The following is an 18,951-nucleotide window of genomic DNA, read 5'->3' as shown; positions in this document are numbered from 1 at the left end:
AAGGAAGCTCCCGGTTCTATGAGTCCCCGCACCTTGAGTCCGACCTCCTCCGCCCGCAGCGCGGAGGAGGTCGGGCGCCGCGTTCGGCGCCGTCGCTTCGGCCGCTACCGCCTCGCCCCGTTCATCTTCACGCTCGGCACCGCGGTACTGTTCGGCCTGTTCTTCCTGTGGCCCGGCGTGCTCGGGCTGTCGTACTCGCTTACCGACTACCGTGGCTGGGGAGAACCCGAGTTCGTCGGTCTGTCCAACTACACCGACCTGTTCGGCGACTCCGAGTTCTACCAGTCGCTCGGGCGCACCTTCGTCTACGCCGCCTTCGCGGTGCCGGTCGGCTACTGCCTGGCGTTGGCCATGGCCGTCGCACTGACCACGCAGCGCGCGCGGGGCAAGACACCGGCGCGCATCATCTTCTTCGTGCCGTGGCTGGTCTCGCCGATCGTGGCCGGCGTCATCTGGCGGTGGATGTTCGGCGAGAGCTTCGGCTTCGTCAACTACATCATCCGCCTGCTGGGTGGGGACGCGGTGCCGTGGGCGAGCAACGCCGACCTCTCGCTGTTCGTCGCGGTGCTCGCCTCCGCATGGGGCGGCGCGGCGTTCAACATGCTGCTGTTCATCGCGGCCATCAGCAACGTGCCGCGCTCGTACTACGAGGCCGCGGAGCTCGACGGCGCGGGCAGCTGGCAGCGTTTCCGGTACATCACGCTGCCGTCCATCGCGCCGACCTCGGTGCTGGTCATCCTGCTGTCGTCGCTGGGCGCCATGAAGGAGTTCGCGATGATCCAGGCACTCAACGGCGGTGGGCCAGGCACGCAGAACCGGCTGATCGTGCAGTACATCTACGAGACCGGGTTCGAGCGCTCGCTGGTCGGATATGCGAGCGCGGCATCGATGGTCCTGCTGGTGATCCTCATGGTCATCGCGATCGTCCAGCTCCGAATCAGCAAGAGGAAGAACGCATGGTGACCACGGACGCGCCAACGGCGCCGGCGAAGAAGCGGAAGACAGGCAACCGGCTGCGCCGGAGCCATGAGATCCGTCGCAGCATCCTCCCGACCACCTTGCTGTGGGTGCTCGCCGTGCTCATGGCGTTCCCGCTGCTGTGGTTCCTGCTGTCGTCGTTCAAGCCGGGCGGTGAACTGTTCAGCTACCCGCTGTCGTTCCTGCCTCGGGAGTGGACGCTCAGCGGCTACGAGGACGCATTCGAACGCGTCGAGTTCATGCGCTACCTCACCAACACGTTCGTCGTGGCATCGGTGGCCACGATCCTCACCGTGTTCCTGTGCGCATCGACCGGCTACGCGCTGGCGAAGTACAAGAACCCGTGGCTCAGTGTGCTCGGCCTGTGCGTGCTGTCGATGACGATGCTGCCGGGCGAGGTCATCCTGAACCCGCTGTTCATCGTCGTGCGCGACCTCGGCATGTACAACTCGCTGCTGGGCGTCATCATGCCGTCGATCCTCACCCCGACGGGTGTGTTCATGTTCCGCCAGTTCTTCCTGACGGTTCCGGACGAGCTGATCGACGCGGCGCGCATCGACGGCGCCAGCGAGTACGGCATCTTCCTGCGCATTATGGTGCCGCTGGCGCGGCCGATCATGCTCACCTTGGCTATCGTGTCCTTCCAGTGGCGCTGGAACGATTACATCCTCCCGCTGATCATTCTCGGCGACCCGGACCAGTACACGTTGCAGATCGCCTTGCGTTCGCTGGTGGGAGCGCAGAACATCAACTGGAGTGTGCTGCTGTCGGCGTCGGTGCTGTCGATGATCCCGCTGGTAGCCCTCTACCTGGTGTTCCAGAAGTACGTCACCTCGTCGAACATCAACGCCGGACTCAAGGACTGACGACGTGCACATGCACGCGCCTTCGATCCTGGCCAGGATCGGCCGGTGGCTGGGGGAGTACCTGCCCGACGCGGTCCTGGCCGAGACCGTACCGCTGGATGTCGCGGCCTGGACGGTGCCGGGCGTACCGGGCGACACGGGTGAACCCGTGCCCTTCGGCGAATTGCCGGATCCGGTGACGTTCGCGCCGGTCGAGCGGGGCTTCCGCTGGGGCCGGCCATGGGGAACCACCTGGTTCCACGTGACCGGCCGTGTCCCGGCGGACTGGGCCGTCGATCGACGGCATCGGGTGGAGTTGTCGCTGGACCTCGGGTTCAACACCGCCAAGCCCGGGTTCCAGTGCGAAGGTCTGGTCCGCACGCGGACGGGGCAGGCGGTGAAGGGACTGGAGCCGCGCAATCACCATGTACCCATCGAGGTGGCACCCGGCGAGTCGTTCGCGTTCCTCGTCGAGGCCGCGGCCAACCCGGACCTCTCGGGAGGCGACGATTTCACGAGCGCACGTGCGTACGCGCCGACCCCGTACGGCGACCCGAACGGCGCACCGGACGCCCCGCTGTACCGCCTCGGGCGGTTCGAGATCCGCTCGATCGATGCCGAGGTGGAGCGCCTGGTCCGCGAGGTGACCGTGCTGCACGGCCTCACGCATGAGCTCGGGGAGAACGAGCCGCGCCGCGTCGCGCTGCTGGCGGGTCTCGACCGCGCGCTCGACGAGCTCGACCCGGGCGACCCGGCAGCAGCAGCGCCGTCCGCACGGGCCGTGCTGGCACCGCTGCTCGCGTCGCCCGCGGTCGGGTCGGCGCACCGCATCGTCGCGACGGGTCACGCGCACATCGACTCGGCGTGGCTGTGGCCCAGCCGGGAGACCGTGCGTAAGGTCACCCGCACCTTCGCCAACGTCGTCGACTTGATGGACCGTGACCCCGATGCGGTGTTCACGGCCTCGTCGGCACAGCATTTCGCCTGGCTCGAGCGCCAGGATCCCGAGCTGTACGCGCGAGTGAAGCGGCGCGTTGCTGAGGGCCGTATCGTCCCGGTCGGCAACATGTGGGTCGAGTCCGACGTGAACATGCCGTCGGGGGAGTCGCTGGCGCGCCAGCTGTCGCAGGGCACACGGTTCTTCGAGCGCGAGTTCGGGGCACGCAGCGAGGTCGGGTGGCTGCCCGACTCCTTCGGCTACCCGGGGACGCTGCCGCAGTTGCTCCGCAAAGCGGGACTGCGCTGGTTCTTCACGCAGAAGATGTGCTGGAACGACGCCAACGCGATGCCGCACCACACATTCCTGTGGGAAGGCATCGACGGCACGCGCGTCCTCACGCACTTCCCACCGAACAACACCTACAGCGGCGACATGCGCCCCACCGAGCTGGCCCGCAGTGTGCGCACCTTCGCCGACCACGCCGGTGCCTCGCTCTCGCTCATGCCGTTCGGGTACGGCGACGGCGGCGGGGGACCGACGCGCGAGATGATGTGCGACGCACGCCTGCAGTCCGATCTGGAGGGCTCGCCGCGGGTGCGGTTCGGCACCGCCGCCGACTTCTTCGGCGAGGTCGAGCGCGAGTACACGACGCCGCCGGTGTGGTCGGGGGAGATGTACCTGGAGTTCCATCGCGGCATCTACACCTCGCAGTCGCGCACGAAGCGGGGCAACCGTCGCAACGAGCAGCTGCTTCTCGAGGCCGAGCTCTGGTCGGCGAGCGCCACCGTGCGTGTGGGCGTGCCGTATCCGTACGACGAGCTGGACCAGCTGTGGCAGGAGGTGCTTCTGCTGCAGTTCCACGACATCCTGCCCGGCAGCGCGATCGCGTGGGTACACCGTGAGGCCGAGGCCTCGCATCAGCGCATCACCGAGCGACTGGAACGCCTGATCGACGACGCGCTGCGAGCGCTGGTCGGTGCGGGAACGCGTCGCCTCGCGGTCAATGCGGCACCGTTCCGGGCCGCGGGCGTTCCCGCGTTCGGCGGCGTACCCGCGGACGTCTCGGTCGAGCGGGATGTGACCGATGCGGCGGCCAGCGGTGTCGCCGGCGCAGCGGATATCGCAGCTCGCACGCTGCCGGACGGCAGCATCGAGCTGACCTCGTCCGCGCTGCGGGTCGAGATCACCGCGAACGGGCTCATCGCGCACGTCGTCGACCTCCTCTCTGGGCGCGATCTCATCCCAGCCGGCACGGCCGCGAACCTGCCGCAGCTGCATGTGGACGCACCGGCCAAGTGGGACGCGTGGGACCTCGACCGCTCGTACCGCGCGAACGCCGTGGACCTGGTGGACGGCACCTCGACGTTGCGCGATGACGGTAGCGTGCGGGTCGAGCGCGCGTTCGGCGATAGCCGGCTCACGCAGATCATCACGATCGTCGACGACGCCGTGCACATCCGCACCGAGATCGACTGGCACGAGCGGCGGCGCATGCTCAAGCTCGCCTTCCCCTTCGACATCCACGCGCACGACGCGGCGTACGAGTCGCAATACGGGCACGTGCGCCGCCCGGTACACGCCAACACCGCGTGGGACGCCGCACGGTACGAGGTGTGTGCGCACCGGTGGGTACACGTCGGGGAACCGGGCTTCGGTGTGGCTGTGGTCAACGACGGTGTGTACGGGCACGACGTCACCCGGAACAGCGCCGACGGCCGGGTGGTGACGACCGTGCGGCAGTCGCTGCTGCGCGCGCCGACGTTCCCGGACCCCGGGGCAGACCAAGGGCGGCACACCTTCACGACCGTGCTGGTGCCGGCCCCGACCACGGACGAGGCGCTGCGTGCCGGTGCCAGGCTCGCGACGCCGCTGCGCCGGATCACGGGTGCGGCGGCGCCGGTGCCGCTCGTCGCCGTCTCGGGTGTTCAGGGCGGCTCGACCTCCGCGGTGATGTCGGCGGTCAAGCTCGCCGACGACCGGTCCGGCGACGTGATCGTCCGCGTCTACGAGAGCCGCGGAGCACGTACGCGCGCGACGCTGCACGCCGACTTCGCCGTCGCCGAAGCGCGTGAGTGCGACCTGGTCGAGACGGTGCTCGCCGACGGGACGGGCGCGGTGGCGGCCGGACCCGGCGACGGCATCGCGATCGAGCTGCGTCCGTTCGAGGTGCTGACGGTGCGGCTACGGAGAGAACTCGCATGAGGGACGTGGACGAGGCTTTTCGCCGCGCGGTGATCGCGGCGGTGGATGCAGCGGTCGAGGAGGTGCTCGCCGCGTCACCGGCCGACCTGGATACAGCGCCGCTCGGCCCGTACCGCGCGGCGATGCGGCGGATCAAGCTGCTCGTGAGCGCGTATGTCGCGGACGACGGCGCCTACGCCGGGCGGGAGCGGCTGCTCTCGCACGCCGTAGCCCACGCTGCCGCCCTGGGGCGGATGCAGGCGGCATCCGGCCTCTTCATCGGCGGCGACAACATCGAGTCGCCGCCGGATTCCGCGTTCGCCGTCAACGACGCGTGCGACACCCTCGAGCTGATCCGCCGCGTCGCCGACCCGTCGCTGACGCCACTCGGGCAGATGCTCGACGCCATCGCCGACGCGGCGATGCCCGCCATGATCGCCGGCGGTGTGCACACGCCCAACCACCGGTGGGAGCTCACCGCGGCGCTGGCCCGGCTGTACCGGCGCCGTCCCGACGTCGCCGTGCACGCGCGGGCCGAACAATGGCTGGCCGAGGGCATCGACCAGCAGACCGACGGGATGTACTCCGAGCGCAGCGCGAACTATGCGGCGTACGTGTCGAACCCGTCGCTGGTGGTGATCGGCGATGTGTTCGACCGTCCGGATCTGCACGACGTCGTCGTGCGCAATCTCGACGCCACACTGGGGCTGATCCACCCGGACGGTTCGGTCGAGACGACCCAGTCCCGGCGCCAGGACCAGCGCGGCGAGCCGTTTCCGTTGGCGCCGTACCTGCTGGCGTACCGGCGCTTCGCGATTGAGCGGGGCCGCGGCGATTTCGCGTGGGCGGCGGAACACGCCGCGGCGCAGGGCATCGCCGAACCGCATACGGTCCTCACCGAGCTGCTGCTCGACCCGTGGCTGGCCCGGCCGCTCCCGGAGCCCGAACCGCCGGCGGCGAGGCGCCGGGAGGCGTGGAGTGCGTCCGGGCTCGTCGTCGATGCGAATCCGGCACGGACACTCGTGCTCTACGGCGGCTCCGATTACCCGCGACAGCGGCGGATCCGCTCGGGGCTGGCGAGCAACCCCACGTTTCTCCGCATGTTCGCGGGCGAGGTGGTTCTCGACTCGGTCCGCCTGTCCCGCGACTTCTTCGGACTCGGCCCGTTCCGGGCCGCCGAGATGGCCGTCGACGGCGACGCGATCATCCTCACCGAGCAGCTGGAGGGGCATTATTACCAGCCGCTGGAGCGCGGCGAGCGGCACGCTGACGGAGCGTACGACTTGGCCGACGAGGGGCGGTTCGCCGCGGCGATGGCGTTCTCCGACCGGCAGTCCGACGCCGTCGCGCTCCGCACCCGGGTCGCGGCACGACCGACCGATGACGGCGTCGAGCTGGAGATCATGACCGACGGACCGGCCCTGCCCTGGGCGTTGGAGCTCTCGTTCCGCGAAGGCGGAGCGTTCTCGGGTGCGGCCGAGGCGTCCGACGGCTCGGTGCGGCTGGATTCCGGTACCGCCCGCTACCGTGTGGGCGGCAGCGCCGTCGAGTTCGGACCGGGCACGGGTGAGGCAGGCCCCGCCCGGTATCACCCCGGCGAGGACTACACCTACCTCGGAGCCACCGATGCGGTGGACGGCCGGCGGGCATACATCGTCGGGCGCACTCCGGGTGTGGCGCGAGTCCGTATCCGCGCGATCTGACCGATTCGTTTCCGGCGCATCGATCCGGGTACTGCCGCGTGGATGACAGAGAACAACGCTGACGTCGGCGCTCCGCGCCGCACCACGCAGGAAGAACGCGACCGGGCCGCGGCGGTCAACTCGATCGGTGATGAGACCCGGGTGCATGCCGAGGCGGACGAGACCGAACAGGTGCAAGGTCCGGGCGGCGAGTTGCGCCGGCCGCACGGTGAGGATCTGAGCGACGGCGTGCGGGACCGCGCCGACCGCGTCGATGAGACAGCTGATGAGAGCGATGGGCCTGCTCGAGGGGGAGCGGACGAGTCCGCATCCGGTTGACCCGCGGTCGGGTAGCCGGGTCACGCGTCCGGTCGTCGTCCCTGCGATGTCAGGTTCGTCGCAGCCGGCGTGTGGCGAGGGCGAAGCCGACGGTGGCGATGGCGACGAGCACGGCCATGGCCGGGCCATCCAGTGCGCCGTCGGCCCACGGAGCACGGATCGCGTCGATCAGCAGGCCGATGGGCGTCCAGGCGGCGATGTCGTTGACCACGCCCGGCAGAACTCCGGGTGGAGGCCCGCCACCGACAAGAAGGAACGTCCCGAGAAACAGCAGCAGGCCCAGGCCTTGCGCGGCCCGGGCGCTCGGCATCACCGAACCGAGGAAGGTGCCGATGCCGGCGAAGGCGAGGACGCCGGCGGCGAAGGCGGCGACGACGCCACCGATGGAGGCCGGCGCCGCGAGGTTGAATCCGGCGTAGGCCAGCACGATCATGGCAGCCGCGCCGACGACGGCGAGCACCGCCAGCACCGCCGTCTGCGAGACGACGAGCGCCGGGGCGCCGACACCGGCCGCCCGGAAACGGCGCAGAACTCCACTCTCGCGGTAGCCGGCGAGGTGCGTCGGTGTGCCCATGAACCCCATCACGGCGACAGCGGCACCCAGGTATGCGGTGACGTAGAAGACGTCGCCGTCGAGGTCCGCGAAGACGCTGCCGGTGTGATCCCGGAACGCCGTCACCAGGAGCACCATGAGCAGGATCGGGAACATCAGACTCAAGATCAGCACCAGCGGCTCGCGGACCAGCAGCTTCAACTCGGTCCAGGTGAGATGACCGGTCACGTTCGGTTCCTCCCGCTCGGTGGGCGGCCGGTGAGGCTCAGGAAGACATCCTCGAGCGTGGGGTAGCGGGTTCGATAGTCGTCCGGTCGTATGCCCTGCTCGGCCAGCGCGACGGCGACTCCGGCCGCAGCGACGCTCTGACCGGCCACCGTGACCTGGGCGGCGTCGATGGTGACCGAATCCACGCCCGGGACAGCGAGGAGCGTGGTCCGGTCGAGACGGCCGGTGACGTCGAAGGTGATCGTGACCGGCCCGCCCAGGCGAGCGGTCAGGCCACGCGGTGTGTCGCACGCGACGATCTGACCGCCGTCCATCACCGCGACGCGGTCGCAGAGTGATTCGGCCTCGTCCATGAAATGGGTGACCAGCACCACGGTGGTGCCGCCGGCGCGTACCTGCCGGACCACGTCCCATGTCGCGCGTCGCGCGGTGGGGTCGAGACCCGTGGTCAGCTCGTCGAGCACCACGATATCGGGGTCGCCGAGCAGGGCGAGAGCGACGAACAGCCGCTGCCGCTCGCCGCCGGACAGGACACCGAACGGGCGGTCGCGCAACCGATCCAACCCCCAGGCCTCAAGCGTGGCGCCGACGTCGACCCGTGGCGTGTGTAACCGGCCGAACAGCCGGACGGCCTCGGCCACCCGGAGCCGGTCCGGAAGCGCGGAGGCCTGCAACTGTGCCCCGAGCCGACGGCGCAGCCGGTCGGTCTCCCGGTGCGGGTCGAGTCCCAGCACCTCCAGCCGCCCGCCGGTCGGGGCGCGCAAGCCCTGCAGGATCTCGACGGTGGTCGTCTTGCCCGCCCCGTTGGCTCCGAGGATGCCGAAGATCTCACCGTGGTGAACGTTGAAGGAGACATCATCCACCGCGACGACGTCTGCGTAGGTCTTGCGGAGGTGATCCACACTGATGACGGTGTCCATGTGCCGGTCAGGCCTCCGGCCGGCGTCGCGAGTGCTGCACGCCGTCGACCATAGGCCGGTGCAGGTGCTGCTGGGATCAGGGAAATCACTGGTCTGTATGCCGCACCGACTGGGTGCTGCGGAACTGTGACGGTGTGATCCCGAACCGGTTGACGTACGCCTGCCGCATCGTCTCGGCCGAGGAGAAGCCGGCCCGTTTGGCGACCTGCGACATCGACAGCTCGGTCGACGTCAGCAGCCGGGCGACCATCTCGAGCCGGATCCGCTGCACCGCCTTGGCCGGTGGTTCACCGAGATGCTCGCGGAACAGCCGGGTCAGGTGCCGTACGCTCACCCCCGCCCGGGCGGCCAGCGACGACGTGCTGAGGTCATCGGTGATGTTGGCGACGACGTGGTCCAGCACGCTGCGGACGAGGACATGGTCCGGCCGGGGAGCGGTGGTGAAGAGACTCATCTGCGCCTGGTTGCCCGGCCGCTGCAGGTAGGTGACCACGCCCAGTGCGACGTGCCGCGCCAGTTCCGCACCGTGATCCTCCTCGATGAACGCGAGAGTCAGATCGAGCGAGGCCGTGACGCCGCCCGACGTGGCGAGGTCGCCGTCGCGGATGTAGACCGGTCCGGCGTCGACGTTCACCTTCGGGAAGAGGCGCGCCAGGCGGCGCGCGTACCACCAATGGGTGGTGACGGTGCGTCCGTCGAGCAGGCCGGTCGCGGCCAGTACCGTGGCGCCCGTACACACCGAAGCCGTCCGCCGAGCCTGGCCGGCGAGTCTGCGGACGTGGTGAAGGACCTGCGGGTTCTGAGCGGCGGCCTCATGGCCCAGCCCGCCGGAGACGATGATCGTGTCGACGTCCTCGAAGGTCTCCTCCAGACTGCCCTGCGCCTGCAGCTCGAGGCCGGAATCGCACCGCACGCTGCCGCCGCCCGGGCTCACCAGCCGGACGCGGTACGGCGGGGCGGCACCCAGGCGGTTCGCCATGTCGAAGCACGTGGTCACGCATGCGACGTCCACCAATTCGGTGTGCTCGTACGCCACGACGAGGATCTGGCGGGCCTCCACGGCAGCCAAGCCTACGTGCGCACAGGCGGGGCCGGGCGGTCTGATATCCCAGGATCCCGGACATCTGTGAGGTCAGCCGTTGTCCGGGATCCTGGGGTGCGCGCAGAATCACCCGCATGACGACCACGATCATCGCGGCCGAGGAGCACGTGTCTCTGGCCGACGTGTCGATGCATCGGGTGCTCGGGCATACCGAGCTTGCCGCCGGTCGGCCGGCCCTGGCGGCGCGGCATTTCGCGATCGCCATCGCGGCGGCCGGTACCTCGCCGCGGGGACTGCACGTGGTGCCGGACCTGGTGGAGGCCGCAGTACGGGCCGGCACGCCGGAACTCGTGCGTGGCCACGCCGAGCGCTTCGAGGCGTGGGCGGGGGACTCGGCGTCGCCGCTCCTGCTGGCGTTGAGCGCACGTGTGCGGGCGCTGTTGAGCCTGGGCTGCGCGGCCGAGGCCGCCTATGGACGCGCCATGCACTTTCACGCCCGCGCCGACGAGGTGATCGAGCAGGCGCGCACACAGTTGCTGTACGGCGAGTACCTGCGCAGGATCCGTCGTAGGTCGGACGCGTGTGTGTTCCTGGCTGCGGCACTCGACACGTTCCGCCGCGTGGGCGCGTTGACGTGGGCGGATCGGGCCCGCATCGAGTTGCAGGCCGCCACGGATGCGGACCCTGCCGCCATCGGGTGGCGTGGCCTGACCATGCAGCAACGACGCATCGCCGAGGCGGTCAGCCAGGGCGCCAGCAATCGCGAGGTGGCCGCGCGTCTCTTCCTGAGCCCGCGCACGGTCGAGTACCACTTGAGGAACGTGTACATCAAACTCGGCATCGGCTCGCGGTCGGAACTCATCCGCTATGTGCTTACGAGCTCCGGGACCGCGCCATGAGGCGGCAGTCCATCAGGTGCTGGTGAGGATCGCGAGTCGCTGGGTTGCGCGGGTCATCGCGACGTAGCGGTCGACGGCTCCTTCGATGCCGGTGGTGAAGGTCTGCGGGTCCACCAGGATGACCACGTCGAACTCCAGGCCCTTGGCCGTCTCGGGCGTGAGCGAACGGACCCGGTCCATGTCGGCGAACGTAGCATCGCCGATGACGCACGCGGTGCCGTCGGCGTGTTCGGCGAGCAGGGTGTCGAGGATCGCATCCAGTTCGGACACCGATCCGTGCAGCACGGGCAGACCGGTGCTGCGAATGGAGACCGGCACGTTGGCATCCGGGAGCACGCGGCGGATGACCGGTTCGGCTTCGGCCATGACCTCTTCAGGCGTGCGGTAGTTGATGCTCAGCGAGGTCAGGGTGATCCGGTCGAGCCCGATCCGCTCGAGCCGTTCCTGCCAGGAATCGGCGAATCCGTGCCGGGCCTGAGCCCGGTCTCCGACGATGGTGAAGCTGCGAGACGGGCAGCGGCGCAGCAGCATCTGCCACTCTGCGTCGGTCAGTTCCTGGGCCTCGTCCACGATGATGTGCGCGAACGGGCCGGCGAGCAGGTCCGGGTCGGCGCTCGGAAGGGCGGCGTCGTCGACCAGGGTGTGCTGCAGGTCCTCGCCACGCAACATCGACATCACCTGCATATCGGAGTCGTCGGTGGCGATCAGGTGGTCGACGACCCGGTCCATATGTTCGCGTTCCGCGGCGGCGGCCGATTCCTGCCGGCGCTTGCGTCGCGCCGTCTCCGGGTCGCCCAGGCGCTGCCTGGCCGCGTCCAGTAGCGGCAGGTCGGACACCGTCCAGGCCCGGGCGTCCGCGCGTTGCAGCTTGCGAACCTCGTCTGGACTGAGCCCGGGGGCACACATGCGCAGGTAGGCCGGGACCGACCACAGATCCGCGACCAGGTCGGTCGCGTCCAGCAGCGGCCAGGCCCGGTTGAAGGTGCTGATCAGCTCCCGGTTCTGTAGCAGGGACGTGCGGAGCAGATCAGGCGAGACGTCATCGTCGTCGTGTTTGTCGATCAAGATCGTGAGCAGTTCTTCCCAGACGTGGTCTCGGGCCTCGTTGTGCGGCACGCCCGGCTCGGCCGCCTCGAACGCCTCGGCCCAGTCCGCGGCGCTGAGCCAGACGTCGGACCAGTGCGTCTCGACCGTCATCCCCGTGGCTGGCGGCTCCTCGTACAGCCTGACTGCGGGCTCGATCGCCCGCACCATATCGACGGAGGATTTCAGCCGGGCCACGTCCGGGTCGGTCTCCACCGCGGTCGTGTCTCCCTCGGGTACAAGATCCCGCAGGGTGCATGTCTGTACGCCTTCCTCGCCGAGGCTGGGGAGCACGTCGGCGACGTAGGCCAGGTACGGGCGGTGTGGGCCGACGAACAGTACACCACCCCGGCGGTCGTCGAGGCGAGGATCGGAGTACAGCAGATAGGCGGCGCGGTGCAGAGCGACGACCGTTTTCCCGGTGCCGGGGCCGCCGTCGACGACGAGCGACCCGCGCGAACCCGCGCGGATGATGGCGTCCTGATCGGCCTGAATGGTGCCGAGGACGTCGCGCATCCGTGGCGAGCGGCTGCTGCCGAGGCTGGCGATGAACGCGGACTGGTCATCAAGGCTGACGCGCGCGGCTTCGTCGGCGAGCCTGTCCGGGGTGAAGACTTCGTCCCAGTAGTCGGTGATCCGGCCGCGGGTCCAGCGGTACCGGCGTCGGCTGACCAGGCCCATCGGATGGGCGTGGGTCGCTGCAAAGAACGGCTCGGCCGCCGGTGCGCGCCAGTCGACAAGTAACCGACGCCCGTCGTTGTCGGTGAGGCCGAGCCGTCCGATGTACACCGGATCAGGGTCGTCCGCGCTGACCATGCGCCCGAGGCACAGGTCCAGCCCGAAGCGGCGCAACAGCCGCAGGCGAGCGGTCAATCGGTGGATCTCCAGGTCCCGCTCCAGCGCGGCCTGGCCGCGGCCACCGGGAGCCTTGCGCTGGGCGTCAAGGCGGTCGGACAGGTCGGCGATCTGCTGCTCAAGGCTCGCCCCGAGCGCCGCGAAGTGCTGCTCGTCGGCGGCGATCAGCGCCGGGTCGGCCTTGGCGGCGAGGTGGTCGGGCAGTTTGAACGCTGTCGCAGGCAGGGTGGTCACGTCATCAGCTCCGTGGTCGATCTGGGGTCGCGTCGATGGTCAGGCGCAGGACACAGTCAGCCGGGATGTCTCGGTCCGCGGGCATGGGTGTCCGTGCTCCCGGGCATGTGACCGCCTCGGGAGCTGCTCGGTTCGGTTGCTGGGTTCGCTACGTGGGCGGAATCCTCAGCGGTGCCACCTCGCGGCGCGCGCTCTTCGCTCGGTGACGACCACCGTGGTGGGCTCCAGACGGGTTCCCGTGATCTGCTTTGGCCCGCCTGGCATCCGCATCCGACCCCCACGTTCGGCATCTTTGTGCTGCTGAGGCCCCAATTCTGCCCCGCAGGTAGGGCCTTGCCGCAAGGCCCCCATTGAGCTATACATTAAGAAGGGAGAGGAGCCGAGTAGCTCGGCCACGCGCTCTTCGCAACGTGCGGACTTCCAGGGTCCGGCCTTCCAGACATCTTGGGCACTGCAGCTCCGTACCACGTACCTTCTCCGTGTCGCCGGCGTTCAGATCTCTCATCAGAATCTGGCGCGCTCGTACGCACACCACGTCAGTTGTGCCGTGGCGCGGCCCGGTGCGGACGACACCACGGCGTTCCACCCCTGCACGGCAACCGGAACACCGACAGCGCTAGCCAACGGGAACACCGACAGCGCTCGCCACCCGAACATCGCGGGCTCTCGCCGCCGCACTGACGTCATGGTGCGCTGAGTGGGCGTGCATGGTGCGGTGAGTTCACACTGGAATCCGCGGGAAGGCGCATTCCAACGGTCATCCAACGCACCATGTCCGGCCCGCCCGTGGAAGTCGCCGCTCCACGCCTGCAGTCCACCGGCCCGCGGTCACACGACAGACTGCACGGTCTCTTCTATGCGGCCGTTCTGCACACGACAGACCACACGGTCGGCGTCGGGACCGGCTCCTGTACACACGACCAGATGCACGACCGTGTCGTGTTGGCGGTCGTGCGGACTCTGGCCGCTCCGGGCGTCGTCGTGAGTCTTGTCGTGTGAAGTTGGGCGGCTGCTGCGCCGGATTAGCCAGTAGTGTGCGGCGCCGTGTGCATCTTGACCGCCATATGCAGCTCGAATCCGCACGACGCCACGCACAAGGCCACGGTGCCGCCCGAACTCACACGACGCGTCCCACGAGGACGCTGGGCAGGACCACGCTCACGAGTGACGCCGCTTCAAGCCGCGCCGTATAACCGGTTGTGGGTACGGTCGTGCGGCCAGACGCGGACCGGTGCTGACCCGGATGGGCGCGTGGGCCGGGCAGGATGGGCGTGTGGCCCGGGCAGGATGGGCGCATGGCCGGGCAGGATGGGCGCGTGCCCTGGCCGCATGGCCGTGTGTCTGGCCCGGGCGGGGCGCCGGTGGGGCCTGCGGTGTCAGCGAAGGACCCGATAGCTGAGGTGGGTGACCCGACTGCTGGGCCGGATCGTCGGGTTGTCCAGCCGAACCGGCGCCGACGACAGGTTCGCGAAGTACGGCGTTCCTGAGCCGAGCAGGTACGGCACCAGATCGACGGTGACGACATCGATCAGCCCCCCGCGTCGAGCGCCTGTCGCGTGATGCTCGGACTCGCGATCACCACGTCCTTGTCGCCCGCGACGTCCTTTGCCTGGGCGACCGCGCTCGTCACGCCATCGGTGACGAAGGTGAACGGCGCATCCTGGTGCGGCCATTCCTGCGGGGAGGGAACCCGGTGTGTCACGACGAACACCGGCACCCCGGTGGGATGCGCACCGTTCCAGCCGGCGGCCACGTCGAATAGGCGCCGCCCCGTGATCAGTGCGCCGAGGGTCCTGACCGTGTCTTCGAAATACTCGGCGTCCTCGGCGGTCTGGCTCAACGGGATATCCGCGTTGGCCGTCTCGGTCGCGACCGGCCCAGCGGTGTACCACTCGAACAACTCGTCTACGCGGCCGTCGGCGTCCTCGATGAAACCGTCCAGCGCCATCGACATGTTCGACATGCTCCGGCAGGTGGATCTGGAGCGCCTGGCCACGCCGCAGCGATCGGCTCTCTCCCTCCCGCCCGCCCGGGGAATCACCTTCCCGGCCGCCGATGCGACACATCGAGAGCTCGCCCCGGCTGCACCCGGCGGCTGCTCACCGCGTTGTAGGTGGCGGCGAGCCCGGCCAGCGTCTCGTCGTACGTGCGCTGGGCTACCCCCACGAACACGCAGTCGACGACGGTGAGCTGCGCGAGGCGGCTGGCCGTCGCCCCCGACCGGAACGTGGTCTCGCGCGCCGCCGTCGTGAGCACCAGGTCGGCGACGGCGCAGATCGCGGATCGCGGGAAGTTGGTGAGAGCCACAGTCGTGGCTCCACGGCTGCGCGCTTCGGCCAGGGCGTCGATGGTGTCCTGGGTGGTTCCCGAGTGTGAGACGCCGACGGCCACGTCCCGGTCGGTGAGCAGCGCGGCCGAGGTCAGGGCGGCGTGCGTGTCCGACCAGGCATACGCCACCCGTCCGACGCGGTGCAGCTTCTGCTGGAAGTCCAATGCGACGAAGGCGCTGGCTCCGACACCGTAGATGTCGACCCGGCGCGCGTCGACGACGGCGTCGATGACTCGTCCGAGCACGGCCGTGTCGAGTTGGGACGCGGTGTCCTCGACGGCGCGGGCATCGGCGAAGGCGATCTTCTCGACGACGTCGGTCAAGGCGTCGTCAGGGTTGATATCGCCGCTCACCGGTCGCTCGCGATCGACGCGCTCGGCCCGGCCGGCCTCGGTGGCGAGCCTGAGTCGCAGCTCCGGATATCCGGAGAAGCCGAGGGCGCGGCAGAACCGGGTGACGGTCGTGCGCGACGTGCCGCACGCGTGTGCCAGCTCGGCGATGGTGAAGACGGACACGCCGACCGGATCGTCGATGACGCGCCGGGCCACCCGCTGCTCCGCCGGGGGCAACGACGGCAGCAGCGCGCGGGCCCGCACCACGGTGTTTCCGGCCTCGTCTGCCTTCGGCATAGCGAGAAATCTACTCGGCGCCGGTGTGCTCCGGGTTTCGCGGCGTCAGTCCGATGCCTGGGTCCAGCCGTCGGCGACGAAGCGCTGGGCGTCGGCGGGCCGCTCACCGTTGAACCGCACGCCGCTCCGGTCGACCACCCGTACGCCGTCCACGTAGACGCCCCGCCCCTGGTAGATCGAGTCCGACGCGTAGCTCCACCGCACGTGTGTCGTCCCGTCGGGCAGCGTGGCATGCGCGGTCAGCCACTGTCGCCCGGCGAAGCCGGAGAAGGTGCCGTCGCTGCTCCATCGGTGATCCTGTGTCCGCAGCTCCATCGGCACGGGTTCCCAGCTCGCGCCGTCGTCGGTGGAAGCCAGCAGGCGCCCGACGTCCGTGGCCTCGGTGTCATACCACAGGTGGAAGGTCAGTCGCCCGCCGTGCGCCGCGGACGTCAGGGGAGCGGTCAGGGTGACGGTCGCGGCGTCCTGCTGACCCGAGAACCAGGCATCCCGGCCGACGGCCGGGTCGACCGGAACCGCCCGGGCCAGCTCACGCGCCGGCGCGCGCCGGTAGCTGCTGACGGTTCCCCAGTTGCGCGTCGGGTGCACCCGGTTCGTGTGCAGCACCAGCACCGAGTCGGACAACGGGTCGACGACGAGCGAGGTGCCCGTGTACCCGGTGTGGCCGGTGGTGACCGGCGAGGTCATGGCGTCCATGTACCAGCGCTGGTCGAGCTGCCACCCCAGCCCGCGCGCCGCCGAGCCGCCGAGTCCGGCGTTGAGATTGGTCAGCATCGCCCGGACGGAGTCCTCGCTGAGGATGCGGGCGTCCCCGTAACGGCCGCCGTTCAGGATCATCTGCCCGAAGACGGCAAGGTCGGAGACGGTGGAGAAGATGCCCGCGTGCCCGGCGACGCCGCCGAACGACCACGCGTTCTCATCGTGCACCGTGCCGCGGATCAGCCCGCGGTCGGTCCACGGCTGGTACTCGGTGGCCGCGATCCGGTGAAGCAGCGATTCCGGCGGGTTGAACATGGTGTCGGTCATGCCGAGCGGCTCGGTGATCCGCTCCGCGACCGCCTCATCCAGCGGGTCGTCGGTGATGCGCTCGACGACCTTGCCGAGCGTGATGAGGTTGAGGTCGGAGTACTCGTACCCGCTGCCCGGTGTGCGCCGCAACGGCTCGGAGTAGATGGCCTGCATGCGTGCCTCGTCGTCCGGCAGGCTGTAGAGGTTGAGCCAGGCGGTCATGCCGGAGGTGTGGGTGAGCAGCTGCTGGACGACGATGTCGGCCTTGTCCGGATCGGTATGGGCGAACTCCGGCAGATACTCGGCGACCGGTGCGTCGAGCTGGAGCTCGCCACGTTCGGCCATCTGAACCACGACGACGGAGGTGAACAACTTGGTGATCGACGCCATGTCGAAGATCGTGTCCCGCTGCATCGGCACCCATTGGTCCTGAGGCAGCTCGACGGCGGTGCCGTTCTCGTCGTCCCAGCTCGCGTACCGCACCGCATAACCCTGGGCGTCGTCCGCCACGACCACGCCGTCGCGGGCGGCGAGCAGGGCGAATCCGGGGTAGGACGGGTTCTCCCCGCTGGGCCCGCCGGGCTCCATGTAGGCGGCGGCAGCCGGGACGATGCGGTCGACGAACTCCTCGACCAGGCCGGCCTCGCGGGCGGTGCCCGGGCGCAGCGTCGTGGATGGATCGGTGAACCTCAGATCAGCTCCCGTGACCGTCGGGGGACCGCCCGCGGACGACGGCGCATCGGCGGAGGCCGCCGCGCCTGCCGGCGATAGGCCCGACGCCGCCGCGGGTGTGCCGAGCGCCGTGGCCGTCAGCAGCAACCCGGACAGCGTAACCAAGCCGGCGCGGCGCATCAGTCCCGCTCCTCTCTGCGCCGCATCTGATGGTAGATGAGGTGCTTCTCCCGCACTGAGCGGAACTCGCTCAGCTCGTCGTGCCAGCCGTCGACCACCTCGTCGGCGCCCAAGCCGTCGTTGATCGCCTGCCGTACCCAGGTGGAGCCGGTCAGCTTGTCGATCCAGTTGTCGGTGCGCCAGAACGTGGTCCCATCGGGCTGCAGCTTCCGTGCCTCGATCAGCATGGCGATCGCGGTGTGGATCGGGTCGAAGTCGTCGCGGTCGGTGACGAAGAGTTCGACCCCGCCGCAGACCCGCCCTTGATACTTGGAGAAGGTGGGGTTGAAGTACGCCTCCCGGAATCCCACACCCGGCAGATCCAGGGCGTCGAGCGCTTCTTCCCACGCGTGGTCCAGATGCGGCGCCCCGATGAGCTGGAACGGCTTCGTGGTGCCCCGTCCCTCGGCGAGCCCTTCGCTCGGATGACCGGCTTCGAACAGGCAGGTACCCGGGTAGACCGTCGCGGTATCCACCGTCGGCATGTTCGGCGACGGCGCCACCCAGGGCAGGCCGGTCTCCTCGTACCACATGTCCCGGAACCAGCCGCGCATGGGGACGACGGTGAGATCGACCTGTGTGCCGGCCTCGTCGGGTAGGAACTCGGCGTTGAACAGCTGCGCGAGCTCGCCGACCGTCATGCCGTGCTGCTGGCTGATCGGGCGCTCTCCGACGAAGGTGGCGAACTCCGGATAGTGCAGCACCGGTCCTGCGGCCCGCCGGCCGGTGATCGGGTTCGGCCGGTCGAGAACGACGAAGCGTTTGTCCCGGCGCGCGGCGGCCACCATGGCCCAGTACATCGTCCAGATGTAGGTGTAGAAGCGGGCACCGACGTCCTGGATGTCGAAGACCACGGTGTCGACGCCGGCCTCGTCGTAGAGTTCACCGATCCGTTCCGGGTCCCGGTACGCGTTGTAGACCGGAAGCCCGGTCTTGGCGTCGATGAAGAACTCCTCGCCCTCACCGGCCTGGGAGGTCCCCCGGAAGCCGTGCTCGGGACCGAACACCGCCACCAGGTCGACCTGACCGCTGCGGACGATCTCGTCCACCTCGTGCGTGAGGTCCGGCAGCACGCCGGTCGGATTGGAGATCATGCCGACCCGCTGACCCGCCAGCACGTCGTAGTCGCGAGCCGCCAGCTCCTCGATCCCGCTGCGTACCCGTCGACGACGGCGGCCACGGCCATGCCCGCCGTGGCGCCCGGCACTATCGGCGGCGGAGACACCGGCGGCGGCTGCCGTACCGCTCAGCATCGGCGCCCCCACGAGTCCGGTGAAGCCGGCGATGAAGTTCCTACGTCGCATCGTTCCTCCTG

At 69.4% G+C, this 18,951-nt stretch carries 15 protein-coding genes; 6 read left to right on the top strand and 9 right to left on the bottom strand.

All coding sequences use genetic code 11. The features are described 5' to 3' along the window. The first annotated feature begins 18 nt into the window (after positions 1-18). Genes G1H10_RS24100 through G1H10_RS24080 form a run of 5 tightly spaced genes read left to right on the top strand, consistent with a single transcriptional unit; the run spans position 19 to position 6,965 of the window. Entirely contained in the window at positions 19-963 is a 945-nt protein-coding gene (locus G1H10_RS24100; RefSeq protein ID WP_163742747.1) for a carbohydrate ABC transporter permease, read from the top strand. Next, positions 957-1,844: a carbohydrate ABC transporter permease gene (locus G1H10_RS24095; RefSeq protein ID WP_163742745.1), complete on the top strand. Its 888-nt coding sequence runs from the start codon at positions 957-959 to the stop codon at positions 1,842-1,844. The genes G1H10_RS24100 and G1H10_RS24095 overlap by 7 nt, the downstream gene beginning before the upstream one ends. Positions 1,845-1,848: 4 nt before the next feature. Beyond that, positions 1,849-4,965 (top strand): alpha-mannosidase, encoded by a 3,117-nt coding sequence (locus G1H10_RS24090; protein ID WP_376778656.1) that lies wholly within the window; start codon positions 1,849-1,851, stop codon positions 4,963-4,965. Next, positions 4,962-6,647 carry a hypothetical protein gene (locus tag G1H10_RS24085; protein WP_163742741.1) on the top strand — a complete coding sequence of 562 codons (1,686 nt, stop codon included), beginning with the start codon at positions 4,962-4,964 and terminating at the stop codon, positions 6,645-6,647. The genes G1H10_RS24090 and G1H10_RS24085 overlap by 4 nt, the downstream gene beginning before the upstream one ends. Before the next feature lie 42 nt (positions 6,648-6,689). Continuing rightward, positions 6,690-6,965, top strand: coding sequence for a hypothetical protein (locus G1H10_RS24080; RefSeq protein ID WP_163742739.1), 276 nt, complete (start codon positions 6,690-6,692; stop codon positions 6,963-6,965). Between the two features lie 49 nt (positions 6,966-7,014). Here G1H10_RS24080 and G1H10_RS24075 read toward each other — a convergent pair whose 3' ends face one another. From G1H10_RS24075 to G1H10_RS24065, 3 genes are all read right to left on the bottom strand, one after another. After that, a complete protein-coding gene (locus G1H10_RS24075) occupies positions 7,015-7,746 on the bottom strand; it encodes an ABC transporter permease (protein WP_163742737.1) in 732 nt (243 codons plus the stop codon). Continuing rightward, positions 7,743-8,666 (bottom strand): ABC transporter ATP-binding protein, encoded by a 924-nt coding sequence (locus G1H10_RS24070; RefSeq protein WP_163742736.1) that lies wholly within the window; start codon positions 8,664-8,666, stop codon positions 7,743-7,745. Before G1H10_RS24070 ends, G1H10_RS24075 begins: the two co-directional genes overlap by 4 nt. Before the next feature lie 85 nt (positions 8,667-8,751). Then, on the bottom strand, positions 8,752-9,726 hold the full coding sequence (locus G1H10_RS24065) for a GlxA family transcriptional regulator (RefSeq protein WP_163742734.1): 975 nt from the start codon (positions 9,724-9,726) through the stop codon (positions 8,752-8,754). A gap of 116 nt (positions 9,727-9,842) precedes the next feature. Here G1H10_RS24065 and G1H10_RS24060 point away from each other — a divergent pair, with 116 nt between their 5' ends. Beyond that, a complete protein-coding gene (locus tag G1H10_RS24060; RefSeq protein ID WP_163742732.1) occupies positions 9,843-10,607 on the top strand; it encodes a helix-turn-helix transcriptional regulator in 765 nt (254 codons plus the stop codon). Between the two features lie 12 nt (positions 10,608-10,619). Here the strand turns inward: G1H10_RS24060 and helR are convergent, their stop codons facing one another. The 6 genes from helR to G1H10_RS24035 form a co-directional block, all read right to left on the bottom strand. Next, entirely contained in the window at positions 10,620-12,779 is a 2,160-nt protein-coding gene (gene helR / locus G1H10_RS24055) for an RNA polymerase recycling motor ATPase HelR (protein ID WP_163742731.1), read from the bottom strand. Between the two features lie 1,376 nt (positions 12,780-14,155). Further along, a complete protein-coding gene (locus G1H10_RS34115) occupies positions 14,156-14,284 on the bottom strand; it encodes a hypothetical protein (RefSeq protein WP_281354369.1) in 129 nt (42 codons plus the stop codon). Positions 14,285-14,307: 23 nt separating this feature from the next. Further along, positions 14,308-14,733 (bottom strand): dihydrofolate reductase family protein, encoded by a 426-nt coding sequence (locus G1H10_RS24050; protein ID WP_216853609.1) that lies wholly within the window; start codon positions 14,731-14,733, stop codon positions 14,308-14,310. An 83-nt stretch (positions 14,734-14,816) separates the two neighbouring features. Continuing rightward, positions 14,817-15,737, bottom strand: coding sequence for a MurR/RpiR family transcriptional regulator (locus G1H10_RS24045; protein ID WP_163742728.1), 921 nt, complete (start codon positions 15,735-15,737; stop codon positions 14,817-14,819). Positions 15,738-15,782: 45 nt separating this feature from the next. Then, on the bottom strand, positions 15,783-17,597 hold the full coding sequence (locus G1H10_RS24040; RefSeq protein WP_163742726.1) for a serine hydrolase domain-containing protein: 1,815 nt from the start codon (positions 17,595-17,597) through the stop codon (positions 15,783-15,785). Beyond that, on the bottom strand, positions 17,597-18,940 hold the full coding sequence (locus G1H10_RS24035; RefSeq protein WP_163742724.1) for an exo-beta-N-acetylmuramidase NamZ family protein: 1,344 nt from the start codon (positions 18,938-18,940) through the stop codon (positions 17,597-17,599). The genes G1H10_RS24040 and G1H10_RS24035 overlap by 1 nt, the downstream gene beginning before the upstream one ends. Positions 18,941-18,951: the final 11 nt, after the last annotated feature.

The organism is Phytoactinopolyspora halotolerans (assembly GCF_010550675.1).
GTDB classification, from domain to species: Bacteria; Actinomycetota; Actinomycetes; order Jiangellales; family Jiangellaceae; genus Phytoactinopolyspora; species Phytoactinopolyspora halotolerans.
This window is presented reverse-complemented; position numbering and strand designations above follow the sequence as displayed.

Coding starts and splice junctions, on each gene's coding strand:
- G1H10_RS24050 (WP_216853609.1), bottom strand. CDS start 14,733: ATGTCGATGGCGCTGGACGGTTTCATCGAGGACGCCGACGGCCGCGTA.
- G1H10_RS24085 (WP_163742741.1), top strand. CDS start 4,962: ATGAGGGACGTGGACGAGGCTTTTCGCCGCGCGGTGATCGCGGCGGTG.
- G1H10_RS24095 (WP_163742745.1), top strand. CDS start 957: ATGGTGACCACGGACGCGCCAACGGCGCCGGCGAAGAAGCGGAAGACA.
- G1H10_RS24070 (WP_163742736.1), bottom strand. CDS start 8,666: ATGGACACCGTCATCAGTGTGGATCACCTCCGCAAGACCTACGCAGAC.
- G1H10_RS24040 (WP_163742726.1), bottom strand. CDS start 17,597: ATGCGCCGCGCCGGCTTGGTTACGCTGTCCGGGTTGCTGCTGACGGCC.
- G1H10_RS24080 (WP_163742739.1), top strand. CDS start 6,690: ATGACAGAGAACAACGCTGACGTCGGCGCTCCGCGCCGCACCACGCAG.
- G1H10_RS24045 (WP_163742728.1), bottom strand. CDS start 15,737: ATGCCGAAGGCAGACGAGGCCGGAAACACCGTGGTGCGGGCCCGCGCG.
- G1H10_RS24060 (WP_163742732.1), top strand. CDS start 9,843: ATGACGACCACGATCATCGCGGCCGAGGAGCACGTGTCTCTGGCCGAC.
- G1H10_RS24100 (WP_163742747.1), top strand. CDS start 19: ATGAGTCCCCGCACCTTGAGTCCGACCTCCTCCGCCCGCAGCGCGGAG.
- G1H10_RS24035 (WP_163742724.1), bottom strand. CDS start 18,940: ATGCGACGTAGGAACTTCATCGCCGGCTTCACCGGACTCGTGGGGGCG.